Source organism: Butyrivibrio sp. WCD3002, assembly GCF_000424265.1.
Taxonomy (GTDB): domain Bacteria; phylum Bacillota; class Clostridia; order Lachnospirales; family Lachnospiraceae; genus Butyrivibrio.
This window is the reverse complement of record NZ_AUJO01000012.1, coordinates 65,455-87,110: the sequence shown is the minus strand read 5'-3', so window position 1 is coordinate 87,110 and position 21,656 is coordinate 65,455. Positions and strand designations below refer to the sequence as shown.

The window sequence follows — 21,656 nt, the reverse complement described above, 5'->3', positions numbered from 1 at the left end:
GTATTAAAGGGATGCCATTGTGTATTCCGCCAGCATTCTTGCTGCTTCACGCATGCTTTCGCGGCGGATGTGAACCGTATCGCCGTCCTTCATTACAAACATTTGCAAATCCTTATCCACGCTCTTTACGTGGGCGATATTCACCAGAAAGCTCTTGTGACTTCTCATGAAGGTATCATCCGGAGTCTGAGCCTCGATGTCGTCCAGCTTACCGGTCAGCTGCAGTACTGCTCCGTTGGCCATGTGCAGGTAAAGAGTGTGGGTATTTTGTTCCACATAACAAATCTTTTCATAGGAAAAGTTCATGTCCTTACCGTTTATGCGCACGGTAACACCGCCCTGACCGCCCTTCATCTGTCCCGCCAGAGTCAGAACCTCTGAAATCTCCGTGGGATCAAAGGGCTTCATCAGATATCTTATTACTCTGTTTTTATAGCCCTCCATGGCGTAATCCTTGCTGGAGGTGGCAAATGCAATCGGTACGGAAGCGTCAATACTTCTGATCTTGGTGGTTGCATCGACTCCGCCCATTCCGGGCATCAATATATCCATGAAAATAAGATCGTAAACTCCGGGACGAAATGAATTAAGGAAATCTTCACCTGACTCATAAAGGTCTACCTGGGAACCCGGAAGGATTTTATCTATTAAAAATTGAAGTTGCCTTCTCTGCGCCTGTTCATCATCGCAGACAGCTATTTTTAATGTGCCTGAATCACTCATAAGAAAGTCTCTCTCCTTTAACAGATATATTATATTTCATGCAGTAAATTTGGGCAAGAGCACAAAAATCTGAATTGTCAAGTACGAAATATGAATAAAACTGTTCATTTTCCGTAAACAATCTGTTTTTAAGTCAGATTATAATATAAGAGCAGTATATATGTTTTTTATAGGTGATGGGGAGATGGATAAAAATAGTTTGAAGAACGCAATCACTACCCTTGCACGCATGATTATTACGGCATGTGTAGTTTTTGCGTTCTTCGAGCCAAGTGTAGGTTATACGATGACCGCAAGAGCTGCAGAGAAGCACACGGAGTTGGTCATCTTTACCGCACCGAGCGCAGAAAAATTATATGATGGAAAACCTCTTACAGAACAGATTGATGTGACAGCCCAGGGATTACCCGAGGGTTATACATATAAGGCAGTAGCTGAAGGAAGTGTTACATTTCCCGAAGATAATGCGGAAGATAACAATATAGTTACTGATTATATTATCTACGATCCTAATGGACTCAATGTTACAGATCAGTTCGTAAATGTGGTTACAAGACCGGGGACCCTGAGGGTCAGCTATACCAAGGAGAATGTTCTTGGGGCAAAGCGTGACAGGGATTCAGGCAAAGAAGTGGCGGTTAATACAGAAAGTAGTCAGGAGACAGTTATCGAGGATGAGGCCTCTCCACTGTCGGGTGGTATTGAGGAGACCGGTGTCAATACAACACAGCCGAATGCTTCCGCAGAGATTCTTATCTATGGAATTCTTTTTCTTATAATGATCATAGTTTTTGGATTATTCATAACAGACAGCAGTAAAATGAGGGTGAAATGAAATCTATTCAGCAAAAGATAATGCTGCTCACTACGGTGGCGATAATCATGGTCGCCATTGTTGTGGGTACGTCGGCAGTTTACAATCTGATACAGGTTGGTGAGTATGATTCTGCTCAGATTCTGAATCTGACCTGTGATAAAGAAGCTGCAGCTATAAACAGGAGTCTCTACGATGCTGAAGAAGCTGTAAGCATTCTTGCGGACTATGCCGAGGAGCGTCTTTTTTCAGTAGAAAAGCTGGCAGGAGATGAAGGCTATAGAGATAGCTACACTGTTCAGCTTGGAAATATCTTCGCGAATATCGCGGTCAATGTTCCCGGAACAATTGCATATTTTGTGGTTTACAATCCTGCTATCATCGAATCTGATGGCGGGCTATATTATGTGAGGGATGCTTCTGCCAGAACCTTTGGTTATCAGGAGCCTATTGATATAGCAAAGTATGAAAAGGAAGATAAGGATTTTATAGCCTGGTGGTACGAACCTCTTGAAACAGGGGAACCTACATGGATCGATCCGTTTTATGATCCTGTTTCCGAAAGAGAAATCATTTCCTTTATCATTCCATTGTATGCCGGAGATATTCTGATCGGTGAAGCAGGGGTGGATATTGATTTCTCGGAAATCATAGAGAATGTTAAGAGCGTAACGTGTTATGAAACTGGTTATGTCTGCCTTGCTGACAGTACCGGCAGAGTTTTCTACAATCCTCATTATGAAAAAAACACACCCATGAGTGAGATGGATGTAAGTGAAGGCTTGTCCTTTGAAGCCGAGTCCAACGGCGAAGAGCTTTCAACCTATTATCTTGGGAAAGTGCAGAAACAGATGGCTTATAAGACTCTCGCAAACGGAATGCGACTTATAATCACTGCTCCAACCAGAGAGATAAATGCCGTAAGTAATAACCTGGTAAGACAGGTTATCGTATCTACTATATTAGTTCTTTTCATTTTCTTCTTTGTAACCCTGATGGTATCTAGAAGAATTACGGAGCCTCTTAAGGAGCTTGCAGATGTAGCAAGGAAAATAAATGAAGGTGAGCTTGAGGTAACCTTCCCCAAGGAGACCAAGGATGAAGTCGGGGCTCTTACACATGTCCTTGAAAAGATGGTGCATCACCTAAAGCACCATATAGACGACCTTAACTCGCTGGCCTTCCATGACTCCCTTACCGGTGTCAAGAATAAGACAGCCTATGATGAAGCCATTGCTAAGCTTGATGAGATAGAGGGCGATAAAGAATACGGCATTGTGGTAATGGATGCCAATAACCTCAAGAAGATAAATGATACCTACGGCCATGAGAAAGGCAATATATATCTGAAGAATGCCTGTAAGCTTACCTGTAAGGTATTTAAAGGAAGTCCTGTATTCAGGATAGGCGGTGATGAGTTTGTTGTAATCCTTCAGGGGGCTGATTATGAGAATTGCTACAAGCTGATGCGCGATTTCGATGTGGAAGCAGAAAAACATAATAAAGCTACCGCAAATGATTGGGAAAAAATAAATATTGCCAAGGGTATGGTTAAGTATGATCCCGAAACGGATCAGAACGCAGAAGCGGTATTCAAGAGAGCAGATGCAAGAATGTATGTGGCAAAACAGAAAATGAAGCTGGCAGAAATACAGTAAATTGTGTGCCGGACAATAAAATTACATAGAAAAAATCATGATGGGCCTATCGAAATTAATGGAAATATTAGTTTGGTAGGCCTATTTTCATGGGCAAGCACATTAATGGAATGTTGTCAAGTACGAGTTTTGAATAAAAAAATTCATTTTCAGTACTCCAAATTGTAAATTTTTTTCATATAATATAAGAGTAACATGAGGTTGATAAACCCAATTTTTCTTTTAGAGGGGGAATATCTATGAGAAAGAACATTGCAAGAAAGTTTGCTCTGTTGCTGGCGTTTATGCTTCTTGTGACGACCTTTGGGTCTGATTACAACAGCATAGGTGTACGCGCTACATCCGATGGCGATGTAACGGCAGAGGAAACTGTGACAGAAGAACCAGATTACAGCTCAGTATTCACTGAGCCTATTGGTGCTGAACAGACACCTGGAGAGGAAGATATTCAGGAAGAAGAGCCTGCAGAAGAGCAGGAAGAACCTGAAGAACCTCAACAGGAAGAGATTCAGGAAGAACAGCCTGAAGAAACTCCTGCTCAGAACGAGGCACAGCCCGCAGATGAGCAGCCTGCAGCTGAAGAGGGAGAAACTCCTTCCGAGACACCTGCAGACGAGACACCTGCAGACGAAACACCTGCAGAGGAGACGCCTGCAGCTGAGACTCCGGCTGATGAGACTCCCGCAGAGGGAACACCTGCAGCTGAGACACCTGCAGCTGAAACTCCGGCTGCTGAAACACCTGCAAATTCAGTTACGATCACATACGTAGCTGGTGAAGGCGGAACTGTTTCGAAGGATACTGAGACTGTTGATATAAGCGTAGAAGGCGCTGTATTTGAAGGCGCTATCGCTAAGGCAGACGAAGGCTTCGAATTTGTAAACTGGACAGACGCAAATGGTAATCCTGTAGGCGAGGATGCTGAATTCGTTCCCGCGGACGACAAGATTATTGATGGCGCAGTTTATACAGCTAACTTCGAAGAGGTTAAGAAAGAAGCTGAACCCGAAGTGAATATGCCTGCAGTAGATTTTGAAGAACAGGCAGGAGAAACTACAGTAATAGTAAACGCTCCTGAAGGTGCATTCCCTGAGGGAACAAAGATGTTCGTAACAGAGGTTAAGGATTCAGAGATCATTAATGCTGTTAAGGACGCTGCTGACAGTGAGACAGATAACAGAAAGCAGAAAGCAGTAGCTGTTGATATTACATTTAAGGATGCAGATGGCTTGGATATCGAACCCAAGGCTCCCATCAGCGTTTCAATTAAGAATAAAATCATCGAAGAAGAGAATGCTACTCTTGTACACGTAGATGACAACAACCAGACGGAAGTAATCGATGATGCAAGCTTTGGCGAAGATAAAGCAGAGTTTGTTTCCGATGAGTTCTCTATTTATGCAGTAGTTGTAGGACCTGGCGATGACGCCCGTCTTAAGGTTATTTTCAAGAATGGCGATACAGAAATTGCATCCATGTTCGTTACTAAGAGAGATGTAGATGCAAATAAATTGGATCAGGTTCTCTATGATCCCGGCGTTGGTGAGAAACCGGAAGGTACAGTTTTCAAAGGCTGGACAGATTCAGATGATTATGCTGATGCTACAACCGGAATTACCATTAAGGAAATCAGACAGAAATTTGGTAGCAGTTATGATTGGGACGCTGTAATAGATGCTGAAAGCGAAGGCGGCACTATCATTACTTATCATGCAGTGTTTATCAAGGGCTATACCGTTTCTTACACAGATGGAAAGTCTATCATTGGTGAACATATAGTAGAGCTTCCTTCAGGTGCTACAGATCCTAAGATGTCCTATCAGGTAAATATGGGCTATACACCTGATGATGAAGAGCACAATTTCGAAGGATGGCTTGTTAGCTCAGGCGGCGAGCACATCGTAGGATATGACCCCACAGCTAATAAAAATGCCGGAACAATTTATCAGAATTACTCAACAATCACAATAACAGGTGATGTACTGTTTACAGTCAACTTACCTGAGGGACACTGGCTTATCTTCAGAGAGAATGGTAAGGGTGCGACTTACAATGCTCCTGTATTTGTATATAAAGAAGATAATACACAAGAGCCTACAGTACCTATGACCAGAAAAGGGTATACCTTTGCAAAAACCGAAACCAGCAGTGGATGGTATGAAGCTGTATTAGATTCTAATGGAAATCCTGTTACGGAAGATGGTGAAGTAAAGTTACAGGATACTGCCTTTGTTTTTGGTGCCAAGCTGGAAAAGAAGACTACACTTTATGCAAAGTGGATACCAAATGACGAGGCTGATTTTACCATCCTATTTTGGAGAGAAAAGCTTCCTGATAATGACAACGCAAATACCTCTACGGGTGAGGGCGATTCAACAACAGGAAATAATACTGACACAGGAAAATATGAATTTGCCGGTTCTTATAAAGGACATGGACCTGTAGGAGATAGCATTAAGATTACTGCTATGCCTGAAGGAATTAAAACAAAAGGTAATATGCAGTACATCACGATCAAAGAGGCTGGCAAACCCGACAAGGATTATGGCGGCATTGAGTTTGTAAAGAATGGAACAGATTCTGATCCATATACAGGATATACACTGAATAATATTGTAGATGCTAATATAACACCTGAGGGTGAAGCTGTAGCTAATGTTTACTTTGACCGTATGGAGTATAGTTTCAGGTTCTATTTGACAAGAACTGATTTGAACGGCACCGGATTCAAGGGAGCTACAAAACTTGGAAATGTATTTCAGGGTAACTGGAATACCGCTGATGCAGTTAATCTTGGCGGAGTTACTCAGATAGGAGGAACTGCACCCTCAACTTACGATACATTAGGCGATTATAGATATTACTATTATTCTATAACAGCTAAGTACGGAGACAAAATATCGGACAGATGGCCTCAATACACAGGTGATCTTCAGGTTACACCTGTTCTGAGACAAGGCACAAGTGCAACCTTTGTAAGCTGGCTCCTCATGTCTAATGCAAAAGCATATAGGGGCGATTCTCATGGTTTGGATACTATCAAGGGAGCAGTAGATATTCTTGATGAGCAGATACTCGGTAATCTTACATCTAAAAACGATAACTATTTAACTGCCAGATACGATAAAATCACACCGAATAATTGGACTTATTATATCTGGTTTGCGGATGAGAACGGAAAATATAAAAATGAAACTGACCAGAACGCAAAACCTGATCTGGAAATACAAGCCAAATCCAATCAGGCTGGTAACGGGTCTCAGTCAGACCCTCCGATTGAGGGATATGTTTGCGAAAAAGATAAAACACAATGGTTAGGTAATTGTCAAGTTAACTTCTATTACCAGCCAAAACGGTATTCCATAAACTACATGGATGGTCAGTATTTTGATGGTGATGGAAATCCGGAGAATAACCATAATAATGCCGGTTACCAGATTCATGTAGCGGAGGGCATACCTTATAAAGCAGATATCAGCAGTTATGGAGATTATAAGCCTGCTCCCTTGGAAGCTGGATATGTATTTGAAGGCTGGTATATGGATGAGGGCTGTACTAGCAAGTATGAGTTTGACAAACATACAATGCCTCTTGGCGGCGTAACAGTTTATGCTAAATGGAGGATAATACAGTATCGTGTATTCCTGCATCCTAATGCTACTGAAAATAATGTGAATGATCCAAGTCTTAAGTGGGCTGATACTCCTGAAGAAGAAGAAAAAGTCTCCATGTGCTTCAGAGTTGACTATGGCGAGCAGATCAGTACACCTAATGGTACCAGAGATGGTAAAAAGCTGATTGGATGGTACAGAGATCCTGAGTTTAAGCTTGTATATGACAAGGAGGCATTTGTACTTAATGAAACTAATGTAACCAAGGATTATGATACAACTCAGAGCACAGAGTTAGATAAGTATGGAAATCCTAAGAGTAATTCAAATTCAGATGTTACAAATGACCGTTGGTGGATTACTAAGGAATTCCATCTCTATGCCAAGTGGAAAGACGTTGTTGATGGCTCGGATGGAATAAAGGTTCAGTATAGTGTTGTAGATCCCGGTCAGAATGGAAAATACGACGATCCTGATGATCAGGATTATGATGATATGACAAGTACCGATACGGCACCTGTTGACACCAAGCTCCATGATGATAATAGTAAAGCGGCTGCAGCGGCTGCTGTAAAAGCAAAAGAGCCTGCTAAATATCAGTTCTCACATTGGGTACTGCAGCGCTGGGATCCCCAGGCAAATAATGGTCAGGGCGATTATGTAGACTTAGTAGGTGCAGAAAAAGATATCACTGTTCTTCCCGGAGCAACCTTTGATGTTCACGTAGCAAATGCTAAAAGGGTACCAACAGGGGAAAATGATGCAGAGGGCAACCCCAGGTATAATTACACAATTCAGCTTCGTGCAGCTTACAAGCTTGTAGAAGAGGCTACACCTACATTCATTCCATGGTTCAACAATGATGGTAACGCAGCATTCCATGTTGACAGATATAAGGATGCAAATAATACCATTCCTTTGAACATCAATGATGCAGTAGATATTCAGCCAAATCAGGGATTTGGAAATAGAGAATTTCTTGGCTGGGTAAGAGTGAATATGAGTAATGATCCGGATACATGGATGGGTAATTCCGACAATTATACCCAGAGTGCTTATATTCTCAAAGAAGATGATGCAGTTCCGGAATTATTCCTGTACTACAAGGATGGAAATTATTACACGGATGAAGCTTGTAGTTCTGATAAAAAGGTCTCAAAGGTTGCTGCTGATGAAGTAATGCCATATCAGGCTATCTTCGGTGTATGGAGAGAAACTACACTTGTTATTGAAATTGAAGGTAACCATGAAACCAAGAAGTACAATGGCCAGACGCAGACAGTAAGTGGCTATACAATTACATCCATTCTTCCTTCAGACCTTCCGGCATCGCAGATAAAAACAAAAGCAGATGATCTGGATGTAGCAAGTGGTAAAGAGGTAAACACTACCGAAAATCCTAAGTACGATATGGGTCTTCATGGCTCATTGAAGCCAGACGGTAATGCAGATCCTGATTGTAGCTTTGAATGCACAAGTACAAAATACACAAATGTAGTATTTGTAGTAACGGATGGCTGGCTGAAGATTACTCCTAATACGGATGAAGTAGTAGTTAAGATCAGCGGTAATACAGATACAAAGAAATATACCGGATCTGAGCAGTCAGTAACCGGATATGTAATTGATAAGACATCTTTGCCGAGTGGCCTTACAGAAGCTGACATCAGTTTGAAGTCAGGTAAGACAGCTGAGGCTAAAGGTACAGATGTAAATACTACCGAGAATCCTCAGTATGACATGGGACTCCATGGTTCCAAGAAGTCAGATGGCAATGCAGATCCTGATTGCAGTTTTGAATGCACAAATACAAATTATACCAATGTAACATTTGTAGTAACAGATGGATGGCTGAAGATCATACCTAATGATGAGGAGGTTGTTGTTGAGATATCCGGTGCGACAGGAACAAAGGCTTATACCGGAAAAGAGCAGTATGTAGAAGGCTGGTCGATTACATCTGAACTTCCGGATGGACTTGCAGAATCAGAGATAAGCCTGGCAGAGGGAAAAGTAGCTAAGGCTAAAGGTACAGATGTAAATACTACCGAGAATCCTCAGTATGACATGGGACTCCATGGTTCCAAACTGGAAAATGGCAATGCAGATCCTGATTGCAGCTTTGTATGTGCAAGTACAAATTACACAAATGTAACATTTGTTGTGACAGATGGCTGGCTGAAGATCACTCCTAACAATGACGAGATAGTTGTTAATATAGCAGGTAATACAGCTACTTATAAGTACAATGGTGCAGATCAGACAGTTTACGGTTGGAAGATAACATCAACATTGCCTGAGGGTCTTGGCGGTAAGGATGTTGATATCAAACTGGCTCAGGGTAAAAAAGCAGAGGCTACAGGAAGAGAGATAAACACTACCGAGAATCCTCAGTATGACATGGGACTCCATGGTTCCAAACTGGAAAATGGCAATGCAGATCCTGATTGCAGCTTCGTATGCACAAGTACAAATTATACGAATGTAATATTCGTAGTAGCAGATGGCTGGCTGAAGATTATTCCTAATGAGGAAGAGGTCGTAGTAACAATATCCGGTGCGACAGGAACAAAGTCTTATACCGGATCTGAGCAGTACGTAGAAGGTTACACGATAACATCGACCCTTCCAAACGGACTTGCACCTACGGATATTGGTTTGGCAGAGGGCAAGGAAGCTAAGGCAAAAGGTACGGAAGTAAATACTACAGAAAATCCTCAGTACGACATGGAACTCCATGGCTCTAAACTGGAAAATGGCAGTGCAGATACTGATTGCAGCTTTGTATGCACAAGTACAAAGTATACAAATGTAGTATTTGTAGTAACGGATGGCTGGCTTAAGATTACGCCTAATGATGATGAGGTTGTAATAACAATATCCGGTGCGACAGGAACAAAGTCTTATAACGGATCTGAGCAGTATGTAGAAGGCTGGACAATTACTTCTGAACTTCCTGATGGACTTGCAGAATCTATGATAAGCCTGGCAGAGGGTAAAGAAGCTAAGGCAAAAGGTACAGAGATCAACGATGCAAGTAATCCTCAGTATGACATGGGACTCCATGGTTCCAAACTGGAAAATGGCAATGCAGATCCTGAATGTAGCTTTGTATGCGCAAGCACAGATTATACGAATGTAACTTTCGTAGTAACGGATGGATGGCTTAAGATTACTCCTAATACCAATGAGGTTATTGTAACAATATCCGGTGCGACAGGAACAAAGTCATATACGGGAGAAGAGCAGTATGTAGAAGGCTGGTCAATCACATCTGAACTTCCTAAGGGACTTGCAGCAACTGAGATTAGTCTGGCTGAGGGCAAAGAAGCTAAGGCAAAAGGTACAGAGATCAACGATGCAAGTAATCCTCAGTATGACATGGGACTTCATGGTTCTAAACTGGAAAATGGCAATGCAGATCCTGATTGCAGCTTTGTATGCTCAAGTACAAAGTATACGAATGTAATATTCGTAGTAACAGATGGATGGCTTAAGATTACTCCTAATGAGGACGAGGTTGTAGTAACAATATCAGGTGCGACAGGAACAAAGCCTTATACGGGAGAAGAGCAGTATGTAGAAGGCTGGAAAATTACATCTGAACTTCCCAAGGGACTTGCAACATCTGAGATTGGCCTGATAGAAGGTAAAGAAGCTAAGGCAAAAGGTACAGAAGTAAATACTACAGAGAATCCTCAATATAACATGGGACTTCATGGCTCTAAACTGGATGAAGATACAGCAGATCCTGATTGCAGCTTCGAGTGCACAAGTACAAAGTATCAGAATGTTGTCTTTGTAGTAACAGATGGTTGGCTGAAGATAACGCCTAATACCGACGAAGTTGTTGTTTCCATAAAAGGTGCAACAGGTACAAAGCAATACACCGGAGCAGAGCAGTATGTAGAAGGCTATGAGATTAAATCTCAGCTTCCTAAGGGCCTTGCAGCAGCAGATATAGTACTTGCAGAAGGCAAAGAAGCTAAGGCGAAGGGTACAGAGGTAAATACTACTGAGAAACCAAGATATTATATGGAACTTAAGGGAACCCCTGGTGAGGATGATAATTTCGACTGCAGTTTCGAGTACACAGGAACTAATTACACTAACGTTAAGTTTGAAGTAATAGATGGCTGGATGATAATCACTCCTAACGAGGATGAAGTTACGATAAGTATCAGCGGTAATACAGATACAAAGACATATAACGGTTCTTATCAGTCAGTAACCGGATACTCGATTACATCCAAGCTACCTGTTGGTATCCAGGATACAGAAATATCACTGGTAGAAGGAGCGAAGGCAGAAGCAGGCGGTACAAATGCAAATACAAGTGCATATCCTAAGTATCCTATGAACCTTAAGGGAACCCCGGGTGTAAATGATAATTTCAGTAGCAGCTTCGAATACACAGGAACAAATTATTCTAACGTTAAGTTCGAAGTAACAGACGGATGGCTGATAATCACTCCCATCGAGGATGAAGTTGTCATAAATATCAGCGGTAATACAGGAACAAAGAATTACACCGGAGAAGAGCAGTATGTAGAAGGGTATGAGATTACTTCAAAGCTACCTGTTGGTATCCAGGAAAAAGAGATTTCACTTGCAAGCGGCGTAGAAGCTAAGGCAAAAGGTACTGAAGTAAATACAGCTGAGAAGCCTCAGTATGATATGGGTCTTAAGGGAACACCTGAAAGTGAGAAGGATCCAGCAAGCAGCTTCGAATACACAGGAATTAATTATTCTAACGTCAAGTTCGTAGTAGTGGACGGATGGATGAAGATCATTCCTAATACTGATGAAGTTGTTATCTCCATAGAAGGTGCAACAGGAACAAAGACCTATACAGGACAAGAGCAATATGTAGAAGGCTATGAGATTAAATCTCAGCTTCCTAAGGGTATTGCAGCAACAGATATTAAGCTTGCAGAAGGCAAAGAAGCTAAAGCAAAGGGTACAGATGCAAATACCACTGAGAAGCCTCAATATGATATGGGTCTTAAGGGAACACCTGCAAGTGAGAAGGATTCTGAATGCAGCTTTGAATATACGGGTGTAAATTACTCAAATGTAAAATTTGAAGTAACAGATGGCTGGCTTAAGATAACTCCTATCACTGATGAGGTTGTAATCAGCATTGAGGGTGCAACAGGTACAACGTATTATAATGGAAAGCCTCAGTCTATAGATGGCTACTCAATTACATCCAAGCTGCCTGTTGGAATTACAGAGGATCAGATAACCTATGCTAATGATGATATCAGTGCAGTTGCAAATGGTACGGATGCAAATGCTACCGATGATGAAAACTATGAAATGGGTCTTAAGGGAACCCCTGGAGAAAGTGATAACTTTGAATGCAGCTTCAAATATACTGGCGTAAACTATTCAAATGTTAAGTTTGAGGTTAAGGATGGATGGCTTCATATCTATCCTGCGTTCATCGAAGTAGTCATAGTAGGCCACAATAACGGCGAGGGTGTCCTTTATGACAACAATCCTCACACAGAGATGGGATTTGATATATCTGTAAAAGAAAACAGTGATTTCGCAGATGCAGTAAAGGCATACAATCCTGATGAAGATGTAACTTTTGATGAGGAGAAGGTTGGACAGGTCAAGGATACTAAGCCTGAAGTAACAAGAACTCTTTCCGGCACTACTTACATGGAACTTAACAGGGTGAACGAGAAGCAGGAATTCGAACGTTTCAAGAACACCAATCCTAACTTTGAAGTAACCTTCGAAATTACAGACGGTTATGTAAAAGTTAATCCTCGTGGTCCCGGACAGCAGTATCAGCTTAAGGCAACTACCATCGGCAGAACAGAAATCTTCAGTGGCAAGACCTGGACAGGTCCTGAATTCGACTACAAGATGGAAGGTATGGCACCTAAAGAAGTTCATATTCCTCAGATGGCAGCACTTAACAGCTTCTTTGATGGAGTACTTAACTTCTTCGGAATAAAGGCAGGTGCAACATCAGTGAATGAGCTCCATGCATTTGAAATCGATGGATCTACATATTATGCTAAGGGTCTTGAAGTAGATGTAACTGGAAGAGATGTTGCTACATATCCTCTTGATCTTGTTGGTAAGGTAGTCATCATGGATGGTAATGGTGAGGATGCAAATGATGTAACAGAGAACTTCGATGTAGAGAATATGGAGATAGTAAAGGGTAATCTGATAATTCAGCCTTTACCTATAACCTTCACATCAGGATCGGCCGAGAAGGTTTATGATGGAACACCTCTTAAGTTTGAGTCTGAGACACATACTCCCGAGATTCCTGAAGGCGATGCATTTACATTCACATTTACAAAGAGCCAGACTCTTGTTGGTGAATGTGACAACGAGTTCGATCTTGCACCTGCAAATGCCCAGACCAAGACAGGTAACTATCAGATTACCAAGGTTTATGGAAAACTTAAGGTAACAGATGTAACTGACACTGATGACGATGATGATGACGACGATGATGACGATGATGATAATCGCCGCCGCAATAACAACAACGTCGATAACGATGATGATGACGATGATGACGGAGAGGTTCTCGGAGCAAGGAGACCTACAGATAATCAGGGTGAAGTTCTCGGAGCAAAGAGAGAGCCCGAAGAAGAGCCTGGCGTACTTGGAGCAAGAAGAGGTGGTACAGATGATAACACCAATGCTTCCAGAGTAATCGTTCTTCTCATCGCAGCAGGAGCAGTAGCTACAATTCTTATCACAGGCAAGAGACGCAAGAGTGACGAAGATTAATTCATTCGTTAATCAAAAATAATTAAAAACAGAAAAGGGATCGGCACAATGTGCCGGTCCCTTTTTTATGTCCTAAATATACTATTCATGGTACAATACATATATATAAAATCACGGAGGTAAGCTATGAATAACCGAGTTTTTCATGTTGATCACCAAATTGCAAACAAAAGTGTTGAGGATTCTGTTACTGAGATCACCAGAGTAGTTCAGTATAATCAGATTAACGGATATGAGAGGATGTTTGGCGGCGAGCTCATGCGTTGGATTGATGAGGTTGCAGGTATGGTTGCTTTGAGGCACGCCGGAACTCCTGTTACTACAGCGGCAATTGACAATATGCAGTTTAAACAGCCGGTACTTCTTAATGACATTGTGGTTCTGATTGGCAGGATTACACATGTTGGTAAGACTTCCATGGAGGTAAGAGTGGACACCTATGTGGAGGATCTTCGCACAGGCATGAGACACGTTGTGAACAGAGCTTATCTCACAGAGGTGTGCGTCGATGAAGACGGCAGACCCACCACGGTTCCTTACGGTTTAAATGTCCGCACGGAAGCCGAGAGAGCTGAGTGGCAGGGCGCTGAGAAGAGGATTGAGCTTCGCGTCCAGAGAAGAAAAGAAGGATTTTAAGTTTTAAAGAGTTAGAAGAGGTTTCAGGTGATAGATTACGAGGAAAAATATCACAGAGAGAAAAAACTGGCTGATCAGTTGATGCACGCTTTGGCCAAGGTGGCCGATGAGAATGGACATTATACCCATGATCATTCAGAGCGTGTTGCGTTGTATTCCATGGAAATTGCAAAGCGCATGGGAAAAAGCAGGGCTGAGCAGTACGAGATATATCAGATGGGGCTTATGCATGATATAGGCAAAATCGGAATTCCTAACGAGATTATCAGCAAGGCTGAATGTCTCATAGATGAAGAATATACCCTTATGAAAAAGCACCCCATGTTTGGAGCAAAGATCCTGCAGGATATAAGCGAGATTCCGGGACTTGCAGTGGGAGCCAGATGGCACCATGAGAGGTACGACGGAAACGGATATCCGGATGGATTAAAGGGGGAAGCTATACCTGAAGAAGCCAGGATCATAGCCATAGCCGATGCCTATGATGCCATGAGCTCTGAGAGATGCTATCAGTGTGTCATGACGCAGAAAAAGGTCAGAAGCGAGATAGAGAAGGGCCGCGGTACACAGTTTGACCCTGTGATAGCAGATATTTTTCTGTCTATAATAGATGAAGATACCAAATATGTTTTAAATTCTGAGGTTCCTACGTATATTATCAAAGAATATTTTGGAAAGTTTGATGACTGATAAGCAAAATTGAAAAAGAAGACGCATCGTGGTAAAATTCATACGGTGTTTAAGTAATCGCCGGATATTTTTGTCCGGTGAGCTTCTTATTGATAAGATTCCAATTTTTATTTTTTATCCAGGAGGTATATATAATGAGTAAGAGTTTCGATGATATCCTTGCTAAGCTTAAGACAGCCAGCACAAAGAAGCTTGCTGTTGCATGTGCGCAGGATGAGCCTGTTCTTGAGGCTGTTAAACTTGCTAAGGAGCGTGGAATTGCTGATGCAATCCTTGTAGGTGATAAGGACGAGATTGAGAGAATTGCCGGCGAGATGGGCATGGATCTCTCACAGTTTGAGATCATTGATGTGAAGGATACAGTTGAAGCTGCTACCAAGGCTGTTTCACTTGTTCACGATGGCAAGGCTGATATCTACATGAAGGGTCAGCTTGATTCCAAGACCTTCCTTAAGTCAGTTCTCAACAAGGAAGTTGGTCTTCGTACAGGTCGTCCGTTATCTCATGTTTGCGTATTTGAGATTCCCGGCATCGATCGTCTTCTTTTCCTTACAGACGTTGCATTCATGCCTTATCCCACACTTGAAGATAAAAAGGTTATCATTGAATATACAGTAAACGTAGCAAGAGCATGCGGTGTTGAGTGCCCTAAGGTTGCTCCTCTTGCAGCAGTTGAAGTTGTAAACGATAAGATGCCTGTAACTGTTGAGGCAGCAGAGCTTACACGCCTTAACGAGGCAGGTGAGATCAAGAACTGCATCGTTGACGGACCTCTTTCCATGGACCTTGCAATTGACCCTTCAGCAGCAGAGCACAAGGCCGGCGCTAAGGATCGTAAGATTGTCGGTGATGCTGATATTCTTCTTTTCCCTGACATCCACGCAGGTAACCTCACATACAAGACAATCGTTCGTCTTGCAACAGTTAAGAACGGTAACATCTTAACAGGAACACAGGCTCCCGTTATTCTTACATCCCGTTCAGATTCTGTTGAGGTTAAGCTCAACTCAATCGCACTTGCAGCAGTTGTAGCAGAAGAGAAAAATTTATAATAATGAGGGAGAAGGAGACAATTATGATCAAAAGTTTAATCATCAATCCGGGTTCCACATCTACCAAACTTGGTATTTTCGAGGATGAGACTCTTACAATGGAGGAGACTCTCCGCCATCCCACAGAGGAGATTGCAAAGTACGATCACATCATCGATCAGCTTGGCTGGAGAAAAGAGCTTATTCTTAACTTCCTTAAGAGCGCTGATCAGGATGTGAAGTCCTTCAATGTAATCGTAGGCCGTGGCGGACTTGTTAAGCCTATTCCCGGTGGTACTTATGCAGTTAATGATGCACTTATTAAGGACCTTAAGGCAGGCGTTCAGGGTGAGCATGCAAGTAACCTTGGCGGACTTCTTGCTAAGGAAATCGCAGACGAGATCGGTGTTCCTTCATATATCGTAGATCCCGTTGTAGTTGATGAGCTTTGTGAAGAGGCAAGAGTTACAGGCCTTCCTCAGATCCCCAGAGTATCAATTTTCCACGCACTTAATCAGAAGGCTGTTGCAAGAAGATATGCTAAGGAGATCGGCAAAAAGTACGAGGATATAAATCTTGTAGTAGTTCACCTTGGCGGTGGTGTTTCCGTAGGTGCTCACAAGAATGGTCAGATCATCGACGTATTCAACGCTCTTGATGGTGACGGTGCTATGTCTCCTGAGCGTGCAGGCGGACTTCCTACAGGTGGTCTTATCCGTCTTTGCTTCTCAGGTGAGTATTCAGAGGCTGAGGTTCGCAAGATGGCAGTTGGTAAGGGCGGCTTCAATGCATGGCTTGGCACCAACGACATGAGAGAAGTTGTTAAGATGAGAGATGAAGGCGATGAGAAGGCTAAGCTTGTTATCGATGCATTCATCTTCCAGCTTGCTAAGAACATCGGATCAATGGCAGCAGTCCTTGACGGCAAGGTTGATCAGATCATCATTACAGGCGGTATCGCTTATAACGCACCTATCATGGAGAGATTATCAAATAAGGTTAAGTTTATCGCTCCTGTAACAGTTTATCCCGGCGAGGACGAGCTTCTTGCTCTTGCACAGGGTGCTATCCGTGTTATGAACGGTGAGGAACAGGCTAAGATTTACGAGTAATACTTAGTGTTCCGCTAATTTTACGTAAGGCAGAGCCCTTCCGGGTACTATTCCGGAGGGGCTTTTTGAAAATCACTAAAACTTCCCATACCGGAAAAGGAAAGAATCCCGGGCTCTCCGCGGCTATGAGTATGAAAGTTTCAGCTCCGGCTCATAGGGTCAGGCAGGCTTTTCACTTCCGTGCCTCAGGGCATTCCAAAATCTTCCACTGGTTATAGGCATGTGTGATTTTGCAAAACTCGTTTGTTTTCTTGCGATAGTACGGCCTGCATATAGCCCGGGATTCTTTTAATGCCTGGTATGGGAAGTTTTAGAAATTATAAAAGAGGAATGTATGAAGGTATTTTTGGTTGAAGACGAGTTTGTCGTGAGGGAAGGCATAAAAAACAATGTGGACTGGCAGGCCCATGGATATGAGTTTTGCGGAGAAGCGGGTGATGGGGAGCTTGCTTATTCCATGATCCAGAAGCTTAAGCCCGACATTGTCATAACTGATATTAAGATGCCCTTTATGGACGGACTGACTCTTAGTCGCATGATAAAGGAGGAATTTCCCTGGATAGAGATAATTCTTCTGACAGGCTATGAGGATTTTCAGTATGCCACGGAGGCAATAAGGATTGGCGTATCCTGCTATCTGTCCAAGCCCATCAGCGGCGAGAGTCTCCTAAAGGAGGTTGACTCTGTCGCAAGGAGAATAGAGGAGAGACAGGAAGAACTGGAAGCAAAAAAGCGTTATGAAGAGGACATGGAAGAGCGCATGGAGCTGGAAAAACAGGAATTTTTCAGCGATCTCATAACGGGAAGCAAGGAATTTTCAGAGCTTTTGGAAAACGCCAAGAAGCTTTCGATAGACATCACTGCTATCAGATATAACATTCTGATGCTGAGAGTATGGTCCGGAAAGCATGATGCGAGAGAATATTCAGGGAGCGTCGTTGAAATAGAGCAGGGAATCCGCAGGATTGCTGAAAAGAACGACGCCATCTACTTTAACTTAAATATAGAAGGAATCGCTTTGCTCTTTAAAGGCGATGATGAAGCTGCGTTATCCAGCAGTATTGAAAGGTGCATTCAGGAAATTAAAAGACTTTTGTTTGACTATAAGCATGTGCGCTATTTTGGCGGCGTTGGCAGAAGCGTTGACAGGATTACGGAGATTCCTTTCTGCTTTGGTTGGGCCAGCAGAGCCTTTGCTCACATGTATTTGACGGATGAGAGCGGATTTTTGTTTGGAACGGAAGAGGCTCTTAAAAGCGGCGGAGATAATGTAATCCTCTCCGAGATTGATCCAAGGCATATCGACAGGCGTCTTATAAAGGAGTTTTTAAGGCGCGGCGAGAGGTCTGAGACAGAGTTCTTTGTTGAAGAGTTTATAAACGGAATGGGAAGAAGTGCCATTAAGTCAACACTTATAAGGCAGTATGTGGCAATGGACTTCTATTTCTGCGTATCGGATTTCCTTGAAAACGAGCTTGGTATTTCGAGAAAGGATTTAAGCGAAGAGGTGGAGACGCCAACACCTGAGATTTTAGCTGATGAGGACAAGACCCAGAAATACATGGGAAGGATCATCAATCAGGTTCTGGCTGTGAGAGAAGCTGATTCAAGAGGACGCTACAGCGACGTTGTAAGTGAGGTCATCTCCTACATCGAGAAGAATTACACGGATGATGAGCTGTCGCTTAATACTCTGGCTGCTCACGTGAATTTTTCACCAAATCATTTAAGTGCAATTTTTAAGGCACAGACAGGACAGCCATTTATCAAGTACTTGACTGACTATCGCATGAATGCTGCAAAGGAGCTTCTTGTGACAACCTCCAAAAAGAGCAACGAGATAGGGCTTATGGTTGGTTATAAGGATCCTCACTATTTTTCATACACCTTCAAGAAGACCCAGGGCATGACCCCGACACAGTACAGGAGCGGAAGTTCTCCGGAGGTAAGCTGACATGGAGTTTCTGAAAAGAAGAAACAAATCAAAATCACACCTTGCGGACCAGATCAGACTTTCATATCTGATCCTGCTTTTGCCTAATATTGTGTTCATGTTTTATGCTTTCTTTAATCTGTGGACCATAAACGAGCGCTACAACGACATGCTGAATTCCGTGGTTGCAGCCAGCGAGTTCAGTTTGGACTTCAAGGAAAAATTCGACTACGAGACCTATCTTTTAATAGTAGGAAATGTATCTCCCGAGGAGTCTGTTATACCGCAGCTTATTTCGGATGCAAGGGGTGTTGTTCAAAGGCTTGAGGGTATGACGGATGCTGAGGACAATGTAAAGCGTCTTGAGAGTGCGGGGAAATACCTGGATAACCTTGAGGGGTATATTGCTCACATCGAAGATAACATGAACTACGAGGATAAGTACGATGACAACATGACTATCTGGGAGAACGACGTTCAGATAGTTACTTCACTTATCAAGGAGACCATCAACGAGTATATCTATTATGAAAATAAGCAGCTGCAGACAGCCCAGGAGGAGACCAGCGCCTTTTTCCTGAACACGGCCAAGGTGTCTATAGGTATCTTTATTTTCATAGTAGTAAGTATTGTTTTCGTATCTCTTGTGGGACCTGTCATCATCACAAGGCCCATCGAGGAGCAGGTAAAGGAGGAGCAGAAGCAGCTTAGAAAAGCTGAGTTCGAGCTTTTGCAGGCCCAGATAAATCCTCACTTTTTATATAACACTCTTGATGCCATAGTATGGTCTGCGGAAGCGGGAAACCAGAAGCAGGTAGTTAAGATGGTTGGCAGTCTTTCCGACTTTTTTAGGACTTCATTAAATAAGGGTAAGGAAATTGTCACAATCAAGGAGGAGCTGCAGCACGTAAGGAGCTACCTTGAGATTCAGCAGATAAGGTATCAGGATATTCTCACCTACGAGATTGAAGCAGAGGATGATATCGGTGGCTACAAGATTCCCAAGATCACTATTCAGCCCATAGTTGAGAATGCCCTTTATCATGGCATCAAGAATAAGCGCGGCGGCGGAAAAATCACGGTCAGCGGCAAGTCCGAGGGTGATGATATAGTAATAACGGTTCATGATGACGGACAGGGAATGGATTTTGACAGGCTTATGCAGGTGCAGAATAGCCTACTTTCCAATGACGAAAATGATAAGGCTATCTACGGCCTCTACAATGTAAATGAGAGAATACGTCTCGAGTTTGGCGAAGATTACGGCATAAAAATTGAGAGTACTCATGGCGTTGGAACCACTGTTACGGTTCGTCTTCCGAAAATCTTAACCTGAATCGTAAAAATTTCTACTTTTCATATCAATACGATAAAAATTCCAACTTAATAAAGTTTTTTATTCAATGGCTTTTTCCCTCGAAAAATCTAAAATATTAACTAACAGGGGCGAGTTCCCCACTAGTCAATCATATTTTTTGGAGGGAAAAAGTTATGAGAAGAAAGTTATTGTCAGTAATTATGGCATCCGCTATGACACTTAGCCTTGTTGCATGTGGCGGCGGCGCAGCAGAGAGCACAACTACAGAAGCTCCTGCAGCAACAGAGGAAGCACCTGCTGAAGAAGCAGCAGAGGAGCCCGCAGCAGAAGAGACAGCTGAAGAGCCTGCAGCTGAAGAAGCAGCAGAGGATACAGCAGCTTCAGGTGACCTTATCAAGGTTGGTATCATCAATAACGATCCTAACGAGTCTGGTTATCGTACAGCTAACGATGCTGACCTCAAGGCTACATTCACAAAAGAGAACGGCTATGATGCATCATTTGCATACAGCTTAAAGAACGATGAGCAGATTGCAGCAGCTCAGACATTTATTCAGGACGAAGTAGATTACCTTCTTCTTTCCGCAGCTGATACAGCAGGCTGGGATTCAGTTCTTCAGGATGCTCAGGCAGCAGGAATCAAGGTTATCCTTTTCGATCGTACAATCGATGCAGATCCAAGCCTCTATGAAGCTTCTATCGTTTCAGACATGGCTAAGGAAGGCGAGACAGCAGTTACATGGCTTGCAGGTCAGGGACTTGACGAGTACAACATAATCCACCTTCAGGGTGTTATGGGTTCAGCAGCTCAGCAGGGACGCAGCGGCGCTCTTGATGAGAAGGTTGCAGCAGAAGCTAACTGGAACATCGTTAACCAGCAGACAGCTGAGTGGAACGCAGAGAAGGCTCAGCAGATCGTTCAGTCAGTTATCGATTCCGGCGAGAAGTTTAACGTAATCTATGCAGAGAACGACGATATGGCTAAGGGTGCAGTTGCAGCTCTTGACGCAGCCGGTATCTCACACGGTGTTGGCAAAGACGTTATCGTAATGGGCTTTGACTGCAACAAGTGGGCACTTGAAGAGCTTCTTGCTCAGAACTGGAACTATGATGGACAGTGCAATCCTTTCCAGTCCAGCTACATCGACGAGATCATCAAGACTCTTGAGAGCGGCGGATCACTTTCAGAGAAGACCATCATCATGGACGAGAAGGGCTTCGATGCAAGCACAATCACTCAGGAAGATGTTGATAACTACGGTATCTAATAGTAGTGCTACAAAGTAGCTTGGATATCAATAATAGCTAAAATTTCAGCGCGGTGCGGAGAAGTGTCCGCACCGCGCATTTTTTAAGAAG

At 42.9% G+C, this 21,656-nt stretch carries 11 protein-coding genes; 10 read left to right on the top strand and 1 reads right to left on the bottom strand.

All coding sequences use genetic code 11. The annotated features are described in order from the left end of the window. Positions 1–3: 3 nt before the first annotated feature. On the bottom strand, positions 4–723 hold the full coding sequence (locus G608_RS0111325) for a LytR/AlgR family response regulator transcription factor (protein WP_026496123.1): 720 nt from the start codon (positions 721–723) through the stop codon (positions 4–6). Between the two features lie 199 nt (positions 724–922). Here G608_RS0111325 and G608_RS0111320 point away from each other — a divergent pair, with 199 nt between their 5' ends. From G608_RS0111320 to G608_RS0111275, 10 genes are all read left to right on the top strand, one after another. Further along, positions 923–1,558, top strand: a complete 636-nt coding sequence (locus G608_RS0111320) for a hypothetical protein (RefSeq protein WP_196810188.1) — start codon at positions 923–925, stop codon at positions 1,556–1,558. Beyond that, positions 1,555–3,195, top strand: coding sequence for a diguanylate cyclase domain-containing protein (locus tag G608_RS0111315; protein WP_026496121.1), 1,641 nt, complete (start codon positions 1,555–1,557; stop codon positions 3,193–3,195). The genes G608_RS0111320 and G608_RS0111315 overlap by 4 nt, the downstream gene beginning before the upstream one ends. Before the next feature lie 239 nt (positions 3,196–3,434). Then, the gene (locus G608_RS0111310) at positions 3,435–13,577 is read left to right on the top strand and encodes an InlB B-repeat-containing protein (RefSeq protein WP_026496120.1); all 10,143 of its coding nucleotides are present in this window, start codon (positions 3,435–3,437) and stop codon (positions 13,575–13,577) included. A 126-nt stretch (positions 13,578–13,703) separates the two neighbouring features. Beyond that, complete coding sequence (locus G608_RS0111305) at positions 13,704–14,213, top strand: acyl-CoA thioesterase (RefSeq protein ID WP_051209225.1); 510 nt, start codon at positions 13,704–13,706, stop codon at positions 14,211–14,213. A 27-nt stretch (positions 14,214–14,240) separates the two neighbouring features. Next, positions 14,241–14,903: an HD-GYP domain-containing protein gene (locus tag G608_RS20965; protein WP_051209222.1), complete on the top strand. Its 663-nt coding sequence runs from the start codon at positions 14,241–14,243 to the stop codon at positions 14,901–14,903. 134 nt (positions 14,904–15,037) lie between these two features. Further along, positions 15,038–15,955, top strand: a complete 918-nt coding sequence (gene ptb / locus G608_RS0111295) for a phosphate butyryltransferase (RefSeq protein ID WP_026496118.1) — start codon at positions 15,038–15,040, stop codon at positions 15,953–15,955. A gap of 23 nt (positions 15,956–15,978) precedes the next feature. After that, positions 15,979–17,046 carry a butyrate kinase gene (gene buk / locus G608_RS0111290; protein ID WP_035795454.1) on the top strand — a complete coding sequence of 356 codons (1,068 nt, stop codon included), beginning with the start codon at positions 15,979–15,981 and terminating at the stop codon, positions 17,044–17,046. Between the two features lie 334 nt (positions 17,047–17,380). After that, positions 17,381–19,000 (top strand): response regulator transcription factor, encoded by a 1,620-nt coding sequence (locus G608_RS0111285; protein ID WP_035795419.1) that lies wholly within the window; start codon positions 17,381–17,383, stop codon positions 18,998–19,000. Between the two features lies 1 nt (position 19,001). Then, positions 19,002–20,315 (top strand): sensor histidine kinase, encoded by a 1,314-nt coding sequence (locus tag G608_RS0111280; protein WP_026496115.1) that lies wholly within the window; start codon positions 19,002–19,004, stop codon positions 20,313–20,315. A gap of 155 nt (positions 20,316–20,470) precedes the next feature. Then, positions 20,471–21,565: an ABC transporter substrate-binding protein gene (locus G608_RS0111275; RefSeq protein WP_026496114.1), complete on the top strand. Its 1,095-nt coding sequence runs from the start codon at positions 20,471–20,473 to the stop codon at positions 21,563–21,565. Positions 21,566–21,656 lie beyond the last annotated feature (91 nt).